This is a genomic window from Peptoclostridium acidaminophilum DSM 3953, from assembly GCF_000597865.1.
Taxonomy (GTDB): domain Bacteria; phylum Bacillota; class Clostridia; order Peptostreptococcales; family Peptostreptococcaceae; genus Peptoclostridium_A; species Peptoclostridium_A acidaminophilum.
Window position 1 is genome coordinate 1,588,464 of record NZ_CP007452.1, and the last position, 18,333, is coordinate 1,606,796.

At 42.4% G+C, this 18,333-nt stretch carries 17 protein-coding genes; 5 read left to right on the top strand and 12 right to left on the bottom strand.

Annotated elements, in window-relative coordinates; all coding sequences use genetic code 11:
• Positions 1-5: 5 nt before the first annotated feature.
• Together EAL2_RS07895 and EAL2_RS07900 are read right to left on the bottom strand one after the other, a co-directional pair.
• The gene (locus tag EAL2_RS07895; RefSeq protein WP_025435861.1) at positions 6-917 is read right to left on the bottom strand and encodes a type II CAAX endopeptidase family protein; all 912 of its coding nucleotides are present in this window, start codon (positions 915-917) and stop codon (positions 6-8) included.
• A complete protein-coding gene (locus EAL2_RS07900) occupies positions 914-2,053 on the bottom strand; it encodes an amidohydrolase (protein WP_025435862.1) in 1,140 nt (379 codons plus the stop codon). The genes EAL2_RS07895 and EAL2_RS07900 overlap by 4 nt, the downstream gene beginning before the upstream one ends.
• Positions 2,054-2,277: 224 nt before the next feature.
• Here EAL2_RS07900 and EAL2_RS07905 point away from each other — a divergent pair, with 224 nt between their 5' ends.
• Genes EAL2_RS07905 through dapD form a run of 4 tightly spaced genes read left to right on the top strand, consistent with a single transcriptional unit; the run spans position 2,278 to position 5,690 of the window.
• On the top strand, positions 2,278-3,276 hold the full coding sequence (locus EAL2_RS07905) for an aspartate-semialdehyde dehydrogenase (protein WP_025435863.1): 999 nt from the start codon (positions 2,278-2,280) through the stop codon (positions 3,274-3,276).
• Positions 3,277-3,305: 29 nt separating this feature from the next.
• The gene (gene dapA / locus EAL2_RS07910; protein ID WP_025435864.1) at positions 3,306-4,184 is read left to right on the top strand and encodes a 4-hydroxy-tetrahydrodipicolinate synthase; all 879 of its coding nucleotides are present in this window, start codon (positions 3,306-3,308) and stop codon (positions 4,182-4,184) included.
• Positions 4,185-4,199: 15 nt separating this feature from the next.
• Entirely contained in the window at positions 4,200-4,958 is a 759-nt protein-coding gene (gene dapB, locus EAL2_RS07915; RefSeq protein ID WP_025435865.1) for a 4-hydroxy-tetrahydrodipicolinate reductase, read from the top strand.
• 12 nt (positions 4,959-4,970) lie between these two features.
• A complete protein-coding gene (dapD, locus tag EAL2_RS07920) occupies positions 4,971-5,690 on the top strand; it encodes a 2,3,4,5-tetrahydropyridine-2,6-dicarboxylate N-acetyltransferase (protein ID WP_025435866.1) in 720 nt (239 codons plus the stop codon).
• Between the two features lie 69 nt (positions 5,691-5,759).
• Here the strand turns inward: dapD and hpt are convergent, their stop codons facing one another.
• The 5 genes from hpt to EAL2_RS07940 form a co-directional block, all read right to left on the bottom strand.
• Positions 5,760-6,299, bottom strand: a complete 540-nt coding sequence (hpt, locus tag EAL2_RS07925) for a hypoxanthine phosphoribosyltransferase (protein WP_025435867.1) — start codon at positions 6,297-6,299, stop codon at positions 5,760-5,762.
• A 135-nt stretch (positions 6,300-6,434) separates the two neighbouring features.
• Positions 6,435-7,754: an L-cysteine desulfidase family protein gene (locus EAL2_RS07930; protein ID WP_025435868.1), complete on the bottom strand. Its 1,320-nt coding sequence runs from the start codon at positions 7,752-7,754 to the stop codon at positions 6,435-6,437.
• Positions 7,755-8,026: 272 nt separating this feature from the next.
• Positions 8,027-9,805: a sigma-54 interaction domain-containing protein gene (locus tag EAL2_RS07935; protein ID WP_025435869.1), complete on the bottom strand. Its 1,779-nt coding sequence runs from the start codon at positions 9,803-9,805 to the stop codon at positions 8,027-8,029.
• Positions 9,806-9,949 (bottom strand): hypothetical protein, encoded by a 144-nt coding sequence (locus EAL2_RS15500; RefSeq protein WP_158408907.1) that lies wholly within the window; start codon positions 9,947-9,949, stop codon positions 9,806-9,808.
• Between the two features lie 51 nt (positions 9,950-10,000).
• Complete coding sequence (locus EAL2_RS07940; protein ID WP_025435870.1) at positions 10,001-10,570, bottom strand: class I SAM-dependent methyltransferase; 570 nt, start codon at positions 10,568-10,570, stop codon at positions 10,001-10,003.
• A gap of 230 nt (positions 10,571-10,800) precedes the next feature.
• Here EAL2_RS07940 and EAL2_RS07945 point away from each other — a divergent pair, with 230 nt between their 5' ends.
• Positions 10,801-11,328 (top strand): DUF4364 family protein, encoded by a 528-nt coding sequence (locus tag EAL2_RS07945; RefSeq protein WP_025435871.1) that lies wholly within the window; start codon positions 10,801-10,803, stop codon positions 11,326-11,328.
• 93 nt (positions 11,329-11,421) lie between these two features.
• On the opposite strand, the gene pstA is transcribed toward EAL2_RS07945, so the two are convergent.
• From pstA to EAL2_RS07970, 5 genes are all read right to left on the bottom strand, one after another.
• Entirely contained in the window at positions 11,422-12,324 is a 903-nt protein-coding gene (gene pstA, locus EAL2_RS07950; RefSeq protein ID WP_096325244.1) for a phosphate ABC transporter permease PstA, read from the bottom strand.
• Between the two features lies 1 nt (position 12,325).
• Entirely contained in the window at positions 12,326-13,240 is a 915-nt protein-coding gene (gene pstC / locus EAL2_RS07955) for a phosphate ABC transporter permease subunit PstC (protein ID WP_025435873.1), read from the bottom strand.
• 169 nt (positions 13,241-13,409) lie between these two features.
• Positions 13,410-15,692, bottom strand: coding sequence for a methyl-accepting chemotaxis protein (locus tag EAL2_RS07960; RefSeq protein ID WP_025435874.1), 2,283 nt, complete (start codon positions 15,690-15,692; stop codon positions 13,410-13,412).
• 104 nt (positions 15,693-15,796) lie between these two features.
• Positions 15,797-16,735 (bottom strand): PstS family phosphate ABC transporter substrate-binding protein, encoded by a 939-nt coding sequence (locus EAL2_RS07965; protein WP_038602598.1) that lies wholly within the window; start codon positions 16,733-16,735, stop codon positions 15,797-15,799.
• 268 nt (positions 16,736-17,003) lie between these two features.
• Positions 17,004-18,311 (bottom strand): bifunctional folylpolyglutamate synthase/dihydrofolate synthase, encoded by a 1,308-nt coding sequence (locus EAL2_RS07970; protein ID WP_025435876.1) that lies wholly within the window; start codon positions 18,309-18,311, stop codon positions 17,004-17,006.
• Positions 18,312-18,333: the final 22 nt, after the last annotated feature.

Sequence of the window (18,333 nt, forward strand, 5' to 3'; positions counted from 1 at the left end):
CGAAATCACATGAATGTTACATTCAAGTATATAAATATTACAACGCAAACAGCTATCGGGGCGTATATGAGCAGTTTCAGGCGGCCACTCTGCGCTGCCTGATCTGCAGCAATTTCCGTGTCCTGCACGCCGAAATTTTCTCTGAGCTTTTTAAGCTTTTTCTTCAGCCCCTTGGCGCATGCAAGCGATATTACTCCAAGCACGGCAAGCTGCATTCCCATGGCAAGCAGCATGTCGACGCCTTCAGGTATAGCCTGAGTTGCTCCATCTCCTTGAAGCATGAAATAGCCCAGCGTCGAGGCTATTGAATTGTTGAGCGCGTGGCAAAATACTGCCGGCCATATTGAGCCCGTAATCAAAGTTATGTAGCCGAATACAATCCCAAGCACAAGCGGTCCCATGAAATTATATATGTTATAGTGGAAAAGCGCAAACATGAAGGCCGTGAACAGCACTGCAAATCTCTCGCTTCCCGTGCTGTTCATCCTCAGGAAAAAGCCCCTGAAGAGCACCTCCTCGCAAAAGCCGGGCAAAATTCCAATAAGCACTATATACAGAATAAACTCGTTCAAATTGGAAGCTATCGGTACTTCAGGCAGCTCCACATTTCCAAACAGGCTGAGTATGAATATCGCCAGCGAATTCCCAAACACCGCCAGCGGGTATGTGAGAAGCGTTATGGCAAATGCCGATATGAACACCTTGGGACTTACAAGCCTCAGCCTTAAAAAATCGATAATGCTGCCCGTTTTATATATGCTCGAAAAAATTACAGCCGGAAGCAGTACTATTACAAGCTCGGTCAGCACAATGCCGCTGTTGAGGTCTGCGTTTTGGAAATACGCTCCCGCCGACAGGAATATGACGGACAGGAACAAAAATACAGCATTAGCCGATGCCAGCCTTTGTAGCTTCAAGAAATCACCCCTTTATGCCTCAGGAGCCTGATATAAAATTCAAGTCCGAAAATAAGGGCTTTCTCGTCAAAGTCAAAATCTATATTATGAAGGCTTTTAGTGAAACCCAAATCCTCATTCCTGCTTCCCAGCATGAAAAACAGTCCCGGAATTCTCCTTTGATAGTAGGCAAAATCCTCTGCAATCATGAGAGGCTCGAGCAGGCTTATGTTTTCTTCTCCGACGGCCTCCTTGAATTCCTCAAACAGCTTCTCGTCATTGTTGACTGGCGGATAATCATCCTTTATATTGACCTCTATACTGCAGCCGTAGACAGTTTCAAATCCTCTCGCCACCTCAAAAATTCTTTCCTTTATCTTTTCATATACATTGTCTTTGAAGGCCCTTATTGTACCCTCGAGCCTTACATTTCCGCTTATTATGTTGCGCCTGCTTCCGCCCTCAATCCTTCCTATTGTAAGCACGCCTTCGTCGAGAGGCCTTATGTTCCTTGAAATGATTGTCTGAAGCGCGCTAATGAATCCTGCTGCGGCAACTATGGAGTCGTTTGCATCCTGCGGCATAGCCCCATGGCCGCTCTTGCCCGTGATTTCAATGTTGACTTCGCCTGCTCCAGAAAGGAAGTAGAGCGGCCTAACTCCAGCCAGCCCCTCGCTCACATCCGGATACATGTGCAGCCCGTATATCTCGTCTATTCCATACTTTTCAACAAGTCCAGCGTTTAGAAGCGGCAGCGCCCCTCCCGGAGACTCTTCAGCCGGCTGGAAGATGAATGCCACATTATCCCTTATGAGTTCTTTTCTGCTGCACAAGTACTCGACCAGGCCCAGGAGTATGCTCATATGCCCGTCATGTCCGCACAGATGGCGCACGGAGCCGTCCCCCGCGTTGAGCCCATCCATGTCTGCCCTGAAGGCAACAGTCCTTTTCCCGACGCTGCCTTTTATAACGCCTGTTACAGATGTCTCAAGCAGGGCGTCATGCTGTATGCCAAGACTGTCAAGGCGGCTTCTTATGTATTCTGCCGTTTTATACTCCTTCAGCCCCAGCTCCGCAATCTCGTGGAGGCTCCTCCTGTGTCCACAAATAATTTCTTTGAATTCCAATGTCTCCGGGTTTATATCCTCATATTTCATACTATATTCAGCAAAACACATAAATGTTCTTGCTTACTCCTTTCTCTATTAATTTAATTACTATACAACAGAATAAAATCAATCAATCTCACAACTAAATATAACCACATTACAAGTTTGGATTTAGCCGTAAAAATTTATTTGCATGCTTTAACATGTTGAATATATTCATATTTAGTGTTACTATTGTATAAACTTTATACTAAAAACAGGGGGTAATCAAAGTGAAAAAGTACAATGTGGCAATTGTCGGCGCAACCGGAAAAGTTGGGGAAACTTTCTTAAAGGTACTTGAAGAGAAAAATTTTCCTGTAGATAAATTATACCCTATGGCCTCAAAAAAATCTGCAGGAATTAATATCAAATTCCAGGGCAAGGATTGGACCGTAGAGGAACTCAGCGAAAGCTCATTCGACAAGGATATAGACATAGCCCTATTTTCAGCTGGTGGAAGCATAAGCCTCAAATATGCCCCAATAGCCAGGGAAAAAGGCGTAATAGTAATAGACAACAGCAGCGCATGGAGAATGGACAAGGATGTCCCTCTTGTAGTTCCAGAGGTCAATCCTGAAGATATAAAAAAACACAACGGCATAATAGCAAATCCTAACTGCTCTACAATACAGGCTGTAGTGGCTCTCAAGCCTCTGCATGATAGGTTCAAAATAAAAAGAATAGTATATTCTACTTATCAGGCTGTTTCCGGATCAGGTGTTAAGGGAATAAGAGATTTAGAAGAAGGCTTAAAAGGAAACAAAAACGAATTCTATCCTCACCAGATAGCTTTTAACTGCATACCTCACATCGATGTTTTCCTTGAAAACGGCTATACAAAAGAAGAAATGAAAATGGTGGAAGAGACGAAAAAGATAATGAATGACGATTCACTAAGAATTACAGCTACTGCAGTTAGAGTTCCTGTTATAAGCGGACACAGCGAGTCTATAAATGTGGAATTCGAAAAGCCTTATGAGATTTCAGAAGTTTTCAGCATAATGGATTCTGCGGAAGGAATTGTGCTAGTGGACGACGTTGCAAACAACAAATATCCGCTAGCCGTAGACGCTGCAGACACTGACCCAGTGTACGTGGGTAGACTAAGAAGAGACGAGAGTGTTGAAAGCGGCCTTAACATGTGGGTTGTTGCAGACAACATAAGAAAAGGTGCAGCTACAAACACTGTTCAGATTGCTGAGCTTCTTGTTAAGTACGATCTAATTTAACTTTCAAAAAAAAGAAGGAGTGATTCGCAATGATATTCAAAGGATGTGGAGTCGCTATTGTAACACCTTTCAAAGACGGGAAAGTTGATTTTAAGAAGCTTGAAGAGCTCGTCGAATGGCATATAGAGGAAGGCACTGATGCTATAATAGTTGCCGGTACAACTGGCGAAGCCTCAACAATGACTGACGAAGAGCAGCTTGCTGCTGTTAAATGCGTGGTTGACAAGGTTGCAAAGAGAGTACCTGTAATAGCAGGCGCAGGCTCTAACGACACTCCCCATGCCATCAAGCTATGCCAGGAATCTGAAAAGCTCGGAGCTGACGCTCTGCTTCTAGTGACACCTTATTACAACAAGGCTACACAGCTGGGGCTTATAAAGCACTATACCATGATAGCCAACAGCGTTAAAATTCCTATAATACTATACAACGTTCCAGGAAGAACAAGCGTTAACATCCAGCCCGAGACAGCTGTTGAGCTTGCAAAGGTAGAAAACATAGTTGCAATAAAGGAAGCCAGCGGAGACATATCTCAAATCGCGAAACTTGCAAGCATAGTACCTGAAGGCTTCGACATATATTCTGGAAATGACGACCAGGTACTTCCTATACTTTCACTTGGCGGAATCGGTGTAATATCTGTAGTTGCAAACATATGCCCTAAGGATACTCACGACATGGTAGTAAAATACCTGGAGGGAGATCTCAAGACAGCTATGAAACTTCAGCTTGGTATGAAGGCTCTTATAGATGCACTTTTCATAGAGGTCAATCCTATACCGGTTAAGACCGCAATGAACATAATGGGCTGGGATGTCGGCGACCTGAGAATGCCTCTTTGCGAGATGAGCCCATCAAATATAGAGGTTCTTAAAAAGGAGCTCGTAAACTACGGACTTCTAAAATAATCAAGGAGGACATGCATGCTCAATGTAATAATAAATGGAGCTTTAGGTAAAATGGGAAAGGTCCTTATTGACGCTGTCAATTCGGATGAAGAACTGAATCTTGTAGCCGCTGTAGACAAAGGCGCTGGTTTCATGAGCGAAAAGCCCGAGGGCGTATACGGCTCTATATTCGACGTAAATGTGAAGGCCGACGTAGTTATCGACTTTTCAAGGCCAGAGGCAGCCAATGATCTTATCAAATACTGCAAGGCCAACAGGTGCGCTCTTGTGCTGGCTACAACTGGCTTTAGCGACGAAGAGCTGGCATTCATACATGAATCGGCAAAAGAGATTCCAATATTCAACTCATACAACATGTCGCTTGGAGTAAACCTGATGCTCAGCCTTGTAGCCAAAGCTGCCCAGGCGCTCGAGGGCTTTGACATAGAAATAATTGAAAAGCACCACAACGAAAAGGTTGATGCTCCTAGCGGCACAGCCATAATGATAGCCAACGAAATAAACGAAGCCTTGGACAACTCAATGCAGATGAACTACGGCCGATACGGCAGAGACTGCAAGAGAGCCAAGAATGAAATAGGCATACATGCCGTAAGAGGCGGCACAATAGTAGGCGATCACACAGCCGTATTTGCTGGCAAGGACGAGATAATTGAAATAAGGCACACTGCAAACTCAAAGCAGATATTTGCCCAGGGGGCACTGAGAGCCGCAAAATTCCTTTCAAGCAAGGAACGCGGATTCTACAACATGAAAGACCTATTCAAGTTCTAACGGAGGTATTATATGAAAAAAATGACAGACGCTTATGAAATAGCAAGATATATAAAAGAGGTTAAGAAAAAGACGCCTGTGACTCTATATGTAAACGGCGATTTTGACGCATATTCATATAAGGAACAGTTCAGCGGTATCAAGGTTTTCGGAAGCTGCAACTCTTATATTATAATAGGCGAATATGAGGACATAAAGAATATACTTGCCGACAACAAGGATGCAATAACAGACTACCACATGGAAAATGACAGAAGAAATTCAGCAATACCAATGTTCAACAAGCTCAGCACTACTGCCAGAATAGAGCCGGGTGCCGTTATAAGGGATATGGTTTCAATAGCTGACAACGTGGTTGTTATGATGGGTGCCGTTATAAATATAGGTGCTGAAATCGAAGAAGGCTCAATGATAGACATGAATGCTGTGCTTGGCGCAAGAGCCATGATAGGCAAGAACGTTCACGTTGGTGCCGGGGCTGTTGTAGCCGGAGTGCTTGAGCCTCCATCGGCAACGCCTGTAATAGTGGAAGACGGCGTAATGATAGGAGCCAACGCTGTTATACTCGAAGGAGTAAGGGTTGGCAAGGATGCTGTAGTTGCTGCAGGCGCAGTAGTTACAACAGACGTTCCTGAAGGAAGCGTGGTTGCAGGCTCTCCTGCAAAGGTAATCAAGATGAAGGATGAAAAGACTTCAGAAAAAACAAAGCTTATGGACGACCTTAGAGGTTAAATTTACATTAATAAATCAGGGGTGCCGGAATATATCCGGCACCCCTTTCTTTTTACATTTACACGATCATTATCTGTCTTCATCTGTTACTGCAAACACATAAGGGATGTTCCTGTAGTAACTGCTGTAGTCGAGGCCGTAGCCCACAACAAACTTATCCTCTATTGTAAAGCCAATATAGTCGGCCTGGTAATCCACTGCTCTCCTGCTTGGCTTGTCAAGGAGCACGCAGGACTTTACGCTTGCAGGCCTCTTACCTTTAAGGTGCTCAACTACATACTTCATTGTTATACCCGAATCAGTAATATCATCCACAACAAGCACGTCATACCCCTCAATATCCTCCGTTATGTCATTCAAGACGTTGACGCTTCCCTTTGATTCAAATTTATCCTCATAGCTCGAAGTAGTCATAAAGCCTATTTTTACAGGTACACTTACACTCCTTGCAATATCCGATGCAAAAATGAAGCTCCCCTTTAGAAGTGATAATATAAAAAGCTTCTTGTTCTCATAGTCCTTTGATATTTGCAATCCTAGTTCTTCAACTCTTGCAGCTATATCTTCCTTCGAGCACAGAATTTCCCACTTCTTCTTTTCTATATCCATTTTTTACCTCCAGTGTGGATTTTTTCATCCTTTAGGGCCACATAAAAACTCTGCTGAACAGATGATCAACGACCACATTTCAACAGAGTTTTCATGAAACTAATTTTAATTTAAAAAGCCTCTAATGTCAATAAATTATACCATAATTATGCTGGCCGACTTGTTTTTGTTCATCCTGTCCATTACGTCAACTATTACATCGTCAGTTACTCTCATACCTCTGTCGCTTACCTCGCCTAGATTTCTTATGCTCTCCTCTACCGTTTCGCCCACTATGCCGTTGAATTTTGGAACTATTGAGCCGTATTTTACATTTATGGCGCTCTGCATGGCAGCTGCCGCCGCACTCGAGAGCTTGTAAGCACAGCCCGCCTTTGCGCCGTCGCATATCATTCCGCTCAAGTTGGCTATCACGTTGCTTATAGCACCTTCTATGGCTTCGTAGCCCAGATCCATTAGCCATGCTATTGCAGCTGTCGATCCGACAGATGCCGCGACTCCGCAGCCGCATACAGCCGAAAGCCTTCCAGTATAGTTTTTCACATACGCTATAACGAGATGGCTTATTGCAAGCGCCTTGGCAAGCTTTTCATCGCTTTGCGGGTATTTGTCGTTGTATGCGGCAATTGGAAGTATTGCCGTTAGTCCGTGGTTTCCGCTTCCATTCGAGCTCATTACCGACATCTTCACGCCAGACATCCTTGCGTCAGAAGCTGCAGCTGTTATCATCATGGCCATATTTATAAGGTCTGCTGATATGAACCCGTCTTCTATAGCCAATTTCAGGCTGTAGCCTACACCGGCGCCGAGCCTTTGAGAGAGCCCCTTATCCGCCATTTTTCTGTTCATCTCTATGCCTTCAAGCAGGAACTCTATGTCCCTTAGCTCCAGCTCTTCAACAAGCTGTATTAGCTCTTTTATCGTAAGCTTTACCACAGGGCTCTCGTTCTGGCTTGAAGCCGAGCCCGTTATGTTGCTCATGCAAGTATTCAAAATAACTTGATTGTCTTTTTTTACCAGCACAAAGTTGTCATGCTTTGTACTTATCACAGCCTCAGCTATACTGTTTTCACCCTTCAAAACAGCTCTTGTAAATATCCTGTCTCCCTCTTTTACAGGCGATATTTTTATGAACCCTTCATCCACCATCCTTTGGGCTTCATCTATCTGGCTTTCCTCTACACTTTCGAGAACTGCAAGACCAAGCTTGGAGTCTCCTCCCAAAAGCCCCATGGCTGCCGCTATTTCAAGTCCTATCTTGCCATTGCTTCCCGGGATCCCTACTCCCATTCCGTTTTTATATATATTGGCGCTTACTTCTATAGTGCACTCCAGGCACTCTTCTCCGAGAACCTCTCTTGCTTTTGCAACGGCAAGCGCCACAGCTACAGGCTCAGTACAGCCCAGGGCAGGCTTAACCTCTGATTTTAGAAGCTGAATAATTGTATTTTTCATAATTTTTCCTCCATTCCCAATCTTCATTTTACGACTGTGAGTTATACTTATACTAATAGCATTTTTTGTGCCAACATTTCTTCTAGTCTCAAAAAAAGCCCACAGCATCTTAATTAATAATACAACCCAGTATTTGCAATGCATTTGCCAATTTATAGTATTTATGATTATATTTTTTTAAAACTTCAATTATTCCATCAGACGTTAATTAGTAATCTCGCTCCACTTTTGTCTCAAAACAAAAAAAAATAATCTCATCTTGAGACTAAGTCTCAATTTGAGATTATTCCATATTCCTTTATTTTTCTGTACAACGTGGCTCTTGATATGCCCAGTGCCTGAGCTGCCTTTTCCTTGTCCTGCTTGTAATCCTTAAATGCAAAAAGAGCCTTTTGTATCTCCGCTTTTTCAAGCTCGCCCAGCGACATTATGCCTTGATATTTTGACTGCTCATATCTTCTGGGCCTGGCCGTTTTGAGCTTTTCCGGAAGGTCTTCGGGAACTATGACGCCTGTTTTAGTCATGTTGATGCAATACTCTATAACATTTTGAAGCTCTCTGACATTGCCAGGCCATTCATACGCCATCACTATGTCCATGACCGAATCAGAAAAGCCTTCAACACTTTTTCCAAGATTCTGCGAGCACTCTCTGGCAATACTCATCAATAACTCGGGTATGTCCTCCATACGCTCCCGCAGCGGAGGAACTCTGATTGGAATGACATTGAGCCTGTAGTAAAGATCTTCCCTGAATTCACGCTTTTCGACCATTTCCTCCAGATTTCTGTTAGTCGCTGATAGTATCCTCACATCCACAGGAGTGCTGCTGCTGGAGCCTATCTTGTCTATCTTCTTTTCCTGAAGCACCCGCAGAAGCTTAGCCTGTAAATGCAGACTCATGTCTCCTATCTCGTCCAGAAAAAGCGTACCCTTGTCAGCCAGCTCGAATTTCCCCAACTTTCCGCCTTTTTTTGCACCCGTAAATGCCCCTTCCTCATATCCGAAGAGCTCGCTTTCCAAAAGCGCCTCCGGAATAGCCGCACAGTTTATAGCTATAAAAGGGTGGCTGTTTCTGCTGCTAGCACTGTGAATAGCCCTTGCAAACAATTCCTTGCCGGTTCCGCTCTCGCCCGTTATAAGCACCGAAGACGCTGAGCGCGATGCCACCTTCGCTTGTTCTATGGCATTGCTTAAAGGCTCACTGCTGCCTATTATGCTTTCAAAGCCTATCCCAGACTCGGAATATGCAATTTCATTGTAGTCGTTTATGGCCGATTTTGCATCCACAAAATCTAATACAAAGCCTTCCGCTTTGCCGTCTATTATGACTGCATTTATGTTATATATTCCCCTGAAAGAATGGCTGCCCTTGTTGTATACAAAGCCGGCGCTCCTTTTGCTGCTGACTGCTCCCTCGAGTTCTTCGGGTTTTATAAAATTCAAAATATCAAAAATGCTCTTGCCTTCGATTTTTTTCGCCTGCCTGAACAAATCCACAAATTTTTGATTCCAGCTGTCTATATGCCCTTTATTGCTAACAGACACAACCGCCTTGTCCATGTTGTTTATAAGCGTCTGCATTCTGCTTGTTTCAAGCTTGAGCATGCTCGCCTTCTCCTCGGCCCTCAGCTTGCTCGAAATCAGCTCTGACATCTTTCCGAGAAAATTGAGCAGTTGCGCTTTATTTTCTAGAAGATTGGCCCTTTGCTGCTCGTCGAATGCTATGAGGCCTATGACGCCGCAAATACTCCCTTCAAGCTTTATGGGACAGCATACCTCTCCCCACTCTACGCACTCGTATTTCATGCTGCAGCGCCTGCACACATCGTCCAGGCGGGGATTCTCAATTATAAAGCTCCTGCCTGTATCCATAGAGCTTCCAAAAGCCGACATTCGGCTTACCTTCTCGCCTATCTTGGACACATATGCTCCTGTTCCAGCTATCCTAACAAGGTCTTCGTCCACTATTGTCACATCTACCTTCAAAACGCACGAGATGGCTTCAGCAATGTTCTGTATGTCTGTTTCAATGCTTTTGAGTCCAATCATCTACATCTTGTCCTTGACCTTCATAGTCAATATGATGTTTTTGATCTCCTTGAGCTGCACGAGTATATTGTTGAGTGTGAGCTGCAATGTTCCAAGAATTATGAAAAGTATTATTATAGCTACAAATTCAAAATGAAATTCCATATTATCACCCCTGTTGGATTTTGATTTAAAAAAAGACTAGCAGGCTAGTCTTTAATTAAGTTTCTTACCTACAAATATAAACTTTTTGTTTTCAACGTCATTTATTTCTCCGGAATATCCCAACCCTTTGAATAGCCTGGCCATCTCACCAGGAGCATAATATTTGCACTTGAATCCCATCAGCTTCATGAAAACAACGCATATTTTCCTGATTATTCCATTCGGGTTGACTTCCTCAATTATTATATCTCCGTGTAATTTTAATACCCTGTCCACTTCTTTTAACACTTTTTTTTCATCTTCAAAACTGTTGAAATGGTTCAAAAAAACAATCTTGTCAAAGCAGGAATCCTTAAAAGGCATGTATTCAGGCAATCCGTCAACTATGCTGCAGTTCGAGTTCTTTATTACTGCTGAATTGTTGAAGTTTTCAGCGTGCTCAAATATTGTGACATCTGCTCCCGCTTTTCTCAGGTACTTGCCGTAATACGAAACATCTCCCATTAGAAGAATTTTTTCTCCAAACGATGGTCGTAAAAAATCCATAAAATTGCTAATGTTTTCCTTTCCCTTGCAGGGGCATATGCTGTGTTGCGAAGAATCAGCTGCCGGTTTAACCAAAATAATCACCTTCTATGTATACTATGGTGCTGTATGTATATTATAAACCATGTATCCCAAATATTCAATATCACAAGCATATTTTTACATTAATGCCGCAGTTTTCCATTAACTTCTTTTTTAATCTAATTATAAACCCGCATTCCAAGCTTTATATTCCATTGGCCTTTTTTTTTATCTCGAAATGGTTTAATATTATATGAGTACAGATATTTCGGAGGTTGATTGTAATGTTTGAAAATTCATCTAAAGAGTCAGCAATTCAAAAGCTTCTAATTCTATATATTTTTAAAAGCATTGATTTTGGACTTACAAATTCACAGCTCACCCAGATAATAATGGAAACCGAGCTTATGAACTATTTTCTGTTCAAGCAGTACATTGCAGAGCTCACTGAAAACGCACTTGTGACAGAGGACAGCAATTCCAATAACCAACGCTATAACATTACCACGAAAGGCATGCAAACGCTCAACTATTTCATATCCAGAATTCCGTATGCAACACGCGAAAAAATCGATTTTTACCTTCTTCAGAGCAAGGATCGCCTTGTTAAGGATACACAGATAAAATCAAATTTCAAAAAGATAAGCGAACACGAGTATGCAGTCGAGCTTAGCGTCATCGAAAACAATGCATCACTTATAGACCTAAGCATCAGCCTTCCCTCAAACAAGCAGGCCCGGCTTATATGTGAAAACTGGAAGAAGAATGCAAACAGCCTATATGGCGACATTCTCCAATTGCTTATAAAATAAAAACCAAAAGCACAAAAACACTAATAAACAACAAAAGTCAGAGAGATGACTCTCTGACTTTTGTTGTTTATTTATATATGTTTAATAGCTTCACTATTTTTCATATTTGTTTCTGAGGAATATTGCGGTCGCGTTTGCAGTAAGCAAAAGCGCTATAAGGACTATTATTCCTGCGGCAGCTATATTTTGGAATTCGTCCTGAGGTCTTGAAGTCCAGTTGAATATCTGTATTGGCAGCACTGTAAACGAGTCCATTATGCTCTTTGGCAGGAACGCTATATAGCCTGCAGCTCCCACTATTATAAGCGGAGCAGCCTCTCCCATCGCACGCGACATGGCGAGTATTGTTCCCGTTAATATTCCAGGCATTGCATACGGAAGTACCACGCCTGTTATTGTAAGCCATTTTGACACTCCAAGTGCGTAAGAGCCGTGTCTGAGTTCATTCGGGACAGCCTTGAGAGCCTCCTGCGAGGATACTATGATAACAGGCAAAATCAAAAGCGCAAGCGTCAGGGCTCCTGAAAGTATGCTCCTTTCAAATGCAAGAAGCCTTACAAACACTGCAAGTCCGAGTATGCCGTAAACTATTGACGGAACCCCTGCCAGATTGGCAATGTTTATCTGGAGCATCTTATTGAACCATTTCTTCTTATCTGAATATTCCTCAAGGTATATGGCCGTTCCAACCCCCAGGGGGAATGAAAACAGGAACGTTAGTCCCATAACCCATATACTGCCTATCAGCGCAGAATATATTCCAGCCTTCTTGGGGAATCTTGAAGGCAAGCTTGTTATGAAATCAAGGCTAAGCCAACCGAGCCCAGCCTTGAGCACATTCGTAAGCAAAAGCACGAGCATTAATATTCCAAAGGCTATCGCCAAGAAAAAGAAGCCTTCAAAAACCTTGCTCAACAGCTTTCTGCTTTTCAGGTTTGAGCTCGAATTTTTGCTGCCAGATATATTGTTTTCCATTTCTACATACGTTCCTTTCATACTAGTATTCCTCCCTGTACTTGCTTACTATATGCCTTGCCAGAATATTCATAAGCAGCGTCATAAGGAACAGTAATAATCCGACTGCAAAAACAGTCTTATATTCTACGGAGCCGTGCTGTATGTCTCCCATACTTATATTGACCATGTAGCCTGTCATAGTCTGAATACTGTGAAGCGGATTGAACGTAAGCGTGCTGTTTGCGCCTGCCGCTATTGCAACTATCATTGTCTCGCCAATCGCACGCGATATGGCAAGCACGAAAGAAGATATTACATTAGATATGGCAGCCGGCAAAACAACATTGAGTGCAACTTCAAGCTTTGTAGCTCCCAGCGCATAAGCCCCTTCCCTGAGTGCCTTCGGCACTGCCCTCATGGCGTCCTCACTGAGCGATGCTACCATTGGCATTGTCATTATCCCGACTGCTATCGCCGCGCTTAAAGCATTAAATACTTCTATTTGCGGAAAAATACCCTTTAAGAACGGGGTTATGAAATTGAGTGCAAAAAATCCGTATACTATCGAAGGAATTCCCGCCAGAATTTCCAGTATTGGCTTTACAATTTTTCTGACCCTTACAGGTGCAAATTCACTTAGATATATGGCGCTTCCAAGACCCACCGGGATTGAAACTATGCTTGAAAGCAGCGCTATCATCAATGTGCCAACTACAATCGGCAGCACGCCAAAATGTTTTGGCGCCAACGTAGGAGTCCATTTGGTTGTAAACAGAAACTCAAATATTGAAACCTCCCTCAGGAATGCAAGGGTCTCCCAAAGAAGAGTTGCCACTATACCTATTGTAACAAATATTGAAACTGCCGAAAATGCCTGCAATATTGTTTTCACTAGTTTTTCCTGAAAGTGCATCCTCGTTATGTGTTTGTCGGGTCCTCTTTTACTTTTTTCCATGCAATTACTCCTCCATAAGCTGATTTCCACATTTCACATTTCCAATTATAGCACCATGCGTTTAAATACAGCAGTTAAGTGTCTGTTAATTGTGTTAAGTCCATGTTAACATCATTGGCGCTGTGCTAAAAAAGCCTTGGATGATGTGAGTTCCAAGACATTTTTTCTATTAATCAAGTTTGAATATCCTTATGGAATTTTTCAGATTTTCAGAAAGACCGTTTAAGCTTTCGCTGTTCGACATCAGATCTGCAATAATTTCAAATTGGACTTTAGATTTTTCATTTGCATCCTCGGTCATGCTGGCTGCATTCTCGGCTATTGAATATATCTGGTTTATGGATTCAACAATCTCTGTTTTCAAACTGTTTATATCTCCGATATTTTCCCCAACCAGCTTAATATTGCCTACCATGGTGTTCATGCTGGCAAGTATTTTTTCAAAGGCTGTGTTAGTATCTTTTACAGCATTACGCTGAATATCTATAGCAGAACTACTCTCGCTTGTAATTCTTACAACCGATTCCGTTCTGGACTTGATACCGCTTATTATCTGTTTGATGACTTCTGACTCACTGTTTACATTTTCCGCCAGCACTCTTATCTCCTGGGCAACCACTCCAAACCCTCTGCCTGCATCACCAGCTCTCGCAGCTTCAATCGATGCATTCAGCGCAAGCAGGTTTGTTTTCCTTGATATTGCAGTTATCGACGTGACAACTCTTTGAATTTTTTCAATCTCGTTAGCAAGAATCTCAATTTCACATACAACGTCGTTTGAATATTCAAAGCCCTGCTCTGATCTTTGCTTCATAGTCTCCATGTAATTGACTCCATCCTTGACTGCTGTCTGGGCATCCTCGGATATTAGTACCATATCCTCTATGTGGGAATCCGACCTCTCAATCATCTGATCAAGGTTTTCAAGCCTTGCCTTGGCCTCTTGCAGGTTTGCAGATTGGGTCCTTGCACCTTCCATTATTTGAATTACAACTGAATTGACGTTCTCTGTGAACGAATACGCATCACGGGATACTGCATTTATCTCGTTGGACGTGCTTGACATCCCCTCATGAGCAAGCCTGATGTTATCCATAAGCATTCTAAGCTCTCCCACCATTTTGTTGAATACGTCGTTAAGCGTCTTCATTTCCCTGTTGTTATTGAAACTGGCTTTAACACCCAGCCTGCCTCTGGAAACCTCGTGCATCAAACTCACAATTGATTTTATCGGTGCCTCAATATTTTTTGAAAATTTATATCCTGTGACTATGCAGAGCAATATTATTGCAATCGAAATAAAAAATATGAAATTTCTGATTGCCATTGTTCCCGATTCAAGTTCTTCCTTTTCAATATTTGCAATTACAAGCCAGTTAGCCAAACCAAGCTTTTCATACGCTGCTGCCATTCTGTTTCCATTCTCCTTGTAGAACGACAGGGCTTCGTCTCTTTGCTGACCCGCCTTGCTTTTAATAGCCTTTTCAACAAAAGAATAGTCTGAATCCTTTAGGATTAGCTTTGGATCCTTGTGATATATAAATTTGCCTTCGCCGTTAACTAGGTACATACGGCCTGTCTTCCCTATTGTTGCTTCTGCTAATGGTCTTGTGAAATTCTCAAGGTCAAATATAACTACCATAACACCAAGCTTTCCTGCAACCGTCTTTATTTCTTTCGCAACCGGTATTACAGGCTTTCCTGAAGCTTTTGAAACAAACGGATTGCCCACTACAAGCTCTGCCGTTTCATCAAGTGATTTGAAAAAATCTTTATTCGATATGTCTGTGCCAAGGTATTCCTTTTTGAATTTAGAACCATCTGCTATTATTTTGCCATTCTTATCACAAATATATATGGTTTCGTAAAGCTTGTCAGAGCTTTTAACTGCATTCTGAAGTGAAAAAGACACCTTGTTTAGCTTTATAGTATCGTCTATTACTGAATCTACATTTAAATCCTCCATCATGATCGCCAAATCGGGCTGCGCTTCAATACCATTCATTATGCTTAGTGAATTTTTCAACACTGCATCTAGATTTGATTTTATGCCTTCCGCCTTGGCTGTAAGCATTTGTCTCTGGGTGTCTTCCAGGTGACTTGATACTTTCAAGTATGTAAAGCTGCTCATTAGGAATATCGGTAGTATAGATATTGCAAAAAGCACTGTAAGCACCTGAAATCTGAGAGATACCTCTGGCGAATTGAAAATTTTATTAATATTCTTAATGAAAATCAAAGAGCCTTCCTTAACAAGTCTGAGAAAGCCTTTATAATTCTGTTTTTTTGCCAGATACATTATTTTTAAGGCTAACTCTTTTATGTTTTTATAGATTGATTTCGCACATCCAATGAGCTTTCCCGGAGCTGAGTATTCATTTTTGCGCTTGGTTTTTTCTTTAATTTTATTAAACCCATTAATAATATATTCATTCAGGCCTGCTTTTTTCACTGGCTTCCCTCCTGTTGTGTGCTTTTGTGAAAACAAAACGCCTTCTGATTTCGAAGGCGTTTGTTTTCACTGTTTCTACATATGCTTCTGCAGTTTATAGTGTCTTATTTTATAAGTTCAAGTCCAGCTGTGTAATCTTCATCTGGAAGAGCTACGTATCCAACTTCTGCAGCAAGAGTGCCTGCATTTTCAATATAGAACTGAAGGAAAGACTTAACTTCAGGTCTTGTTAAAGATTCCTTGTTTACATAGAGGAATAGTGGTCTTGAAAGTGGTGCGTAATCTCCCGACTTTATAGTGTCAAACTTTGGCTCAATAGGGCCGCTTCCGTTGTCTATCTTTACGACCTTAAGCTTGTCTGCGTTTTCCTCATAGTAAGCAAAACCGAAGAATCCTATGGCATTCTTGTCTCCACTTATTCCCTGAACAAGCACGTTGTCATCTTCACTTGGAGTTATGTCGGCTCTCATAGCTCCGCTCTCACCGTTTATTTCTTCAGTAAAGTAGTCGAAAGTACCCGAGTCAGTTCCTGGAGCATAGAATTTTATAGCCTCGGCTGGCCACTCAGGTCTTACATCCTTCCAAGTCTTCACAGTGCTGTCTGGCGCCCATATTTTCTTAAGCTCGTCTACAGTAAGCGAATCCACCCAAGTATTCTCTGGGTTAACTACAACCGAAAGACCATCATACGCTACTTTGATTTCTGCATACTCAATCCCATTTTGCTCTGCAAGTTGCTTTTCCTCATCCTTTATTGGTCTTGAAGCGTCGTTTATATCTATTTCCTTGGCTGTAAACTTCTTAAAGCCGCCGCCAGTTCCCGAAACTCCAACCGGAATTTTAACATCTGGATTTTGAGCCAGGAATTCTTCGGCTACAGCCTCAGTTATTGGGAAAACTGTAGATGAGCCGTCAATTTTAATTTCTCCAGTAAGACCGGCCTGTGCTTCTCCTCCCTCATTTCCTCCTGAACATCCTGCAAAAAGAGCCATTGATGCTATTAGAACCATTGATGCCAATCCTACAACTTTTTTCAATTTCATAATTTTTATCTCCCCTTTGCTTTTATTGACGGACATTTTCAGCATTGTCGCTCTGATGTCCATTTATTATTTCCCTTCCACATTTTCAATTATAGCACCAAACGTTGAAATATAGCGGTTAACTGTCTGTTAATTCTGTTAAGTCCATGTAAATGATATTGCCTTCGGGTTAAGCACCGAATAAAAAAGGCCCTGGATATAATAATCCAAGACCTTTGCATGAAATCCGATTGTGTATATTAGTCATATGTTTATTTCAGCATAGCTTTTAATCATTTCTTTTAATTAAACCTCTAACCGCACCTATCATGTAGAGCGAACCCGCAAATATTATGACATCCTCAGGGCCTGATTCCTCTATCGCCTCATGCAGAGCTTTTTTTATGCTGTTGTGGCTGGCCAGTATCCTGACCTTGTTGTCTATTAGCTTTATCTTGTGTAGCAGCTCGTCCGCATCCATAGCTCTCGGATTATCGGGAGATGTAGTGACAAGCCTGCCGGCCTTTGGAAGCAATTCGCGGAGCACCTTGTCTACCTCCTTGTCCTTTAGCATTCCAAGAACCAGTGTCACCTTTTCTTTTTTGAAGTTGTCTTCTATGAACCTGGCAAGTGCCATGGCTCCATGGTAGTTATGCGCTCCGTCAATGAGTATGAGCGGCTTATTGCTTAACACCTCAAGCCTTCCCGGCCAGGTAGCCTTTTTAAGGCCTTCGTATATGGCACTTTTATCTATAAAATATCCGTGTTCCTCATTAAGCTGCCATATTGTATTTATAGCAACTATGGCGTTGTTTATCTGGTGCTTGCCAAGGAGACTTATGCTTATATCTTCGAACAGGTGCGAATTTATTTGATAGTCGAAAACCTGACCTGTAAGCGTAGAGCTCTTGATCTTCTTTTTTGAGGTGTCAGCCACGACGAGCTTTGCTTTGCTGTCCGCTGCCGCCTTTCTCATGGGGTCCATGGCTTCCTTTTGCTGAGGATGTACTACTACAGGACATCCTTTTTTTATTATGCCCGCCTTTTCTGCGGCTATTTTTCCCAGATTGTCTCCGAGCACATCCATGTGGTCCATGTCTATTGGCGTTATGACACTTATCAATGGCTTTTCAATTATATTTGTAGCATCGCATCGTCCGCCAAGTCCAACTTCAATCACCACAAAATCAACCTGCTTTTCCCAGTAATAGTAGAAGGCTATTGCCGTTACTATTTCGAATTCCGTGGGGTGCTCATAGCCCAGTGCAACGAGTTTATCCGCGCTCTTTTTGACTACCGTTGCAGCCTTTGCAAGCTCGTCCTTTCCTATATCCTTGCCGTCTATTTTTATCCGTTCTGTAAAGCTTTCAAGATAAGGCGATGTGAAAAGCCCTGTCTTGTAGCCCGACTCTACCAGTATATGGCTTATAAAGGAAGATGTCGAGCCCTTGCCGTTTGTTCCTCCAACATGTATTACCTTTAGAGAATCCTGTGGATTCCCAAGCAACTCCATGAGCTTTTTTATCCTGTCAAGACCCAGCACGCTTCCAAATTTGAGTGAGCCGTGGATATACTCCATTGCCTCATTATAGTTCATATTCTTCCTCCTATGCCCTAAT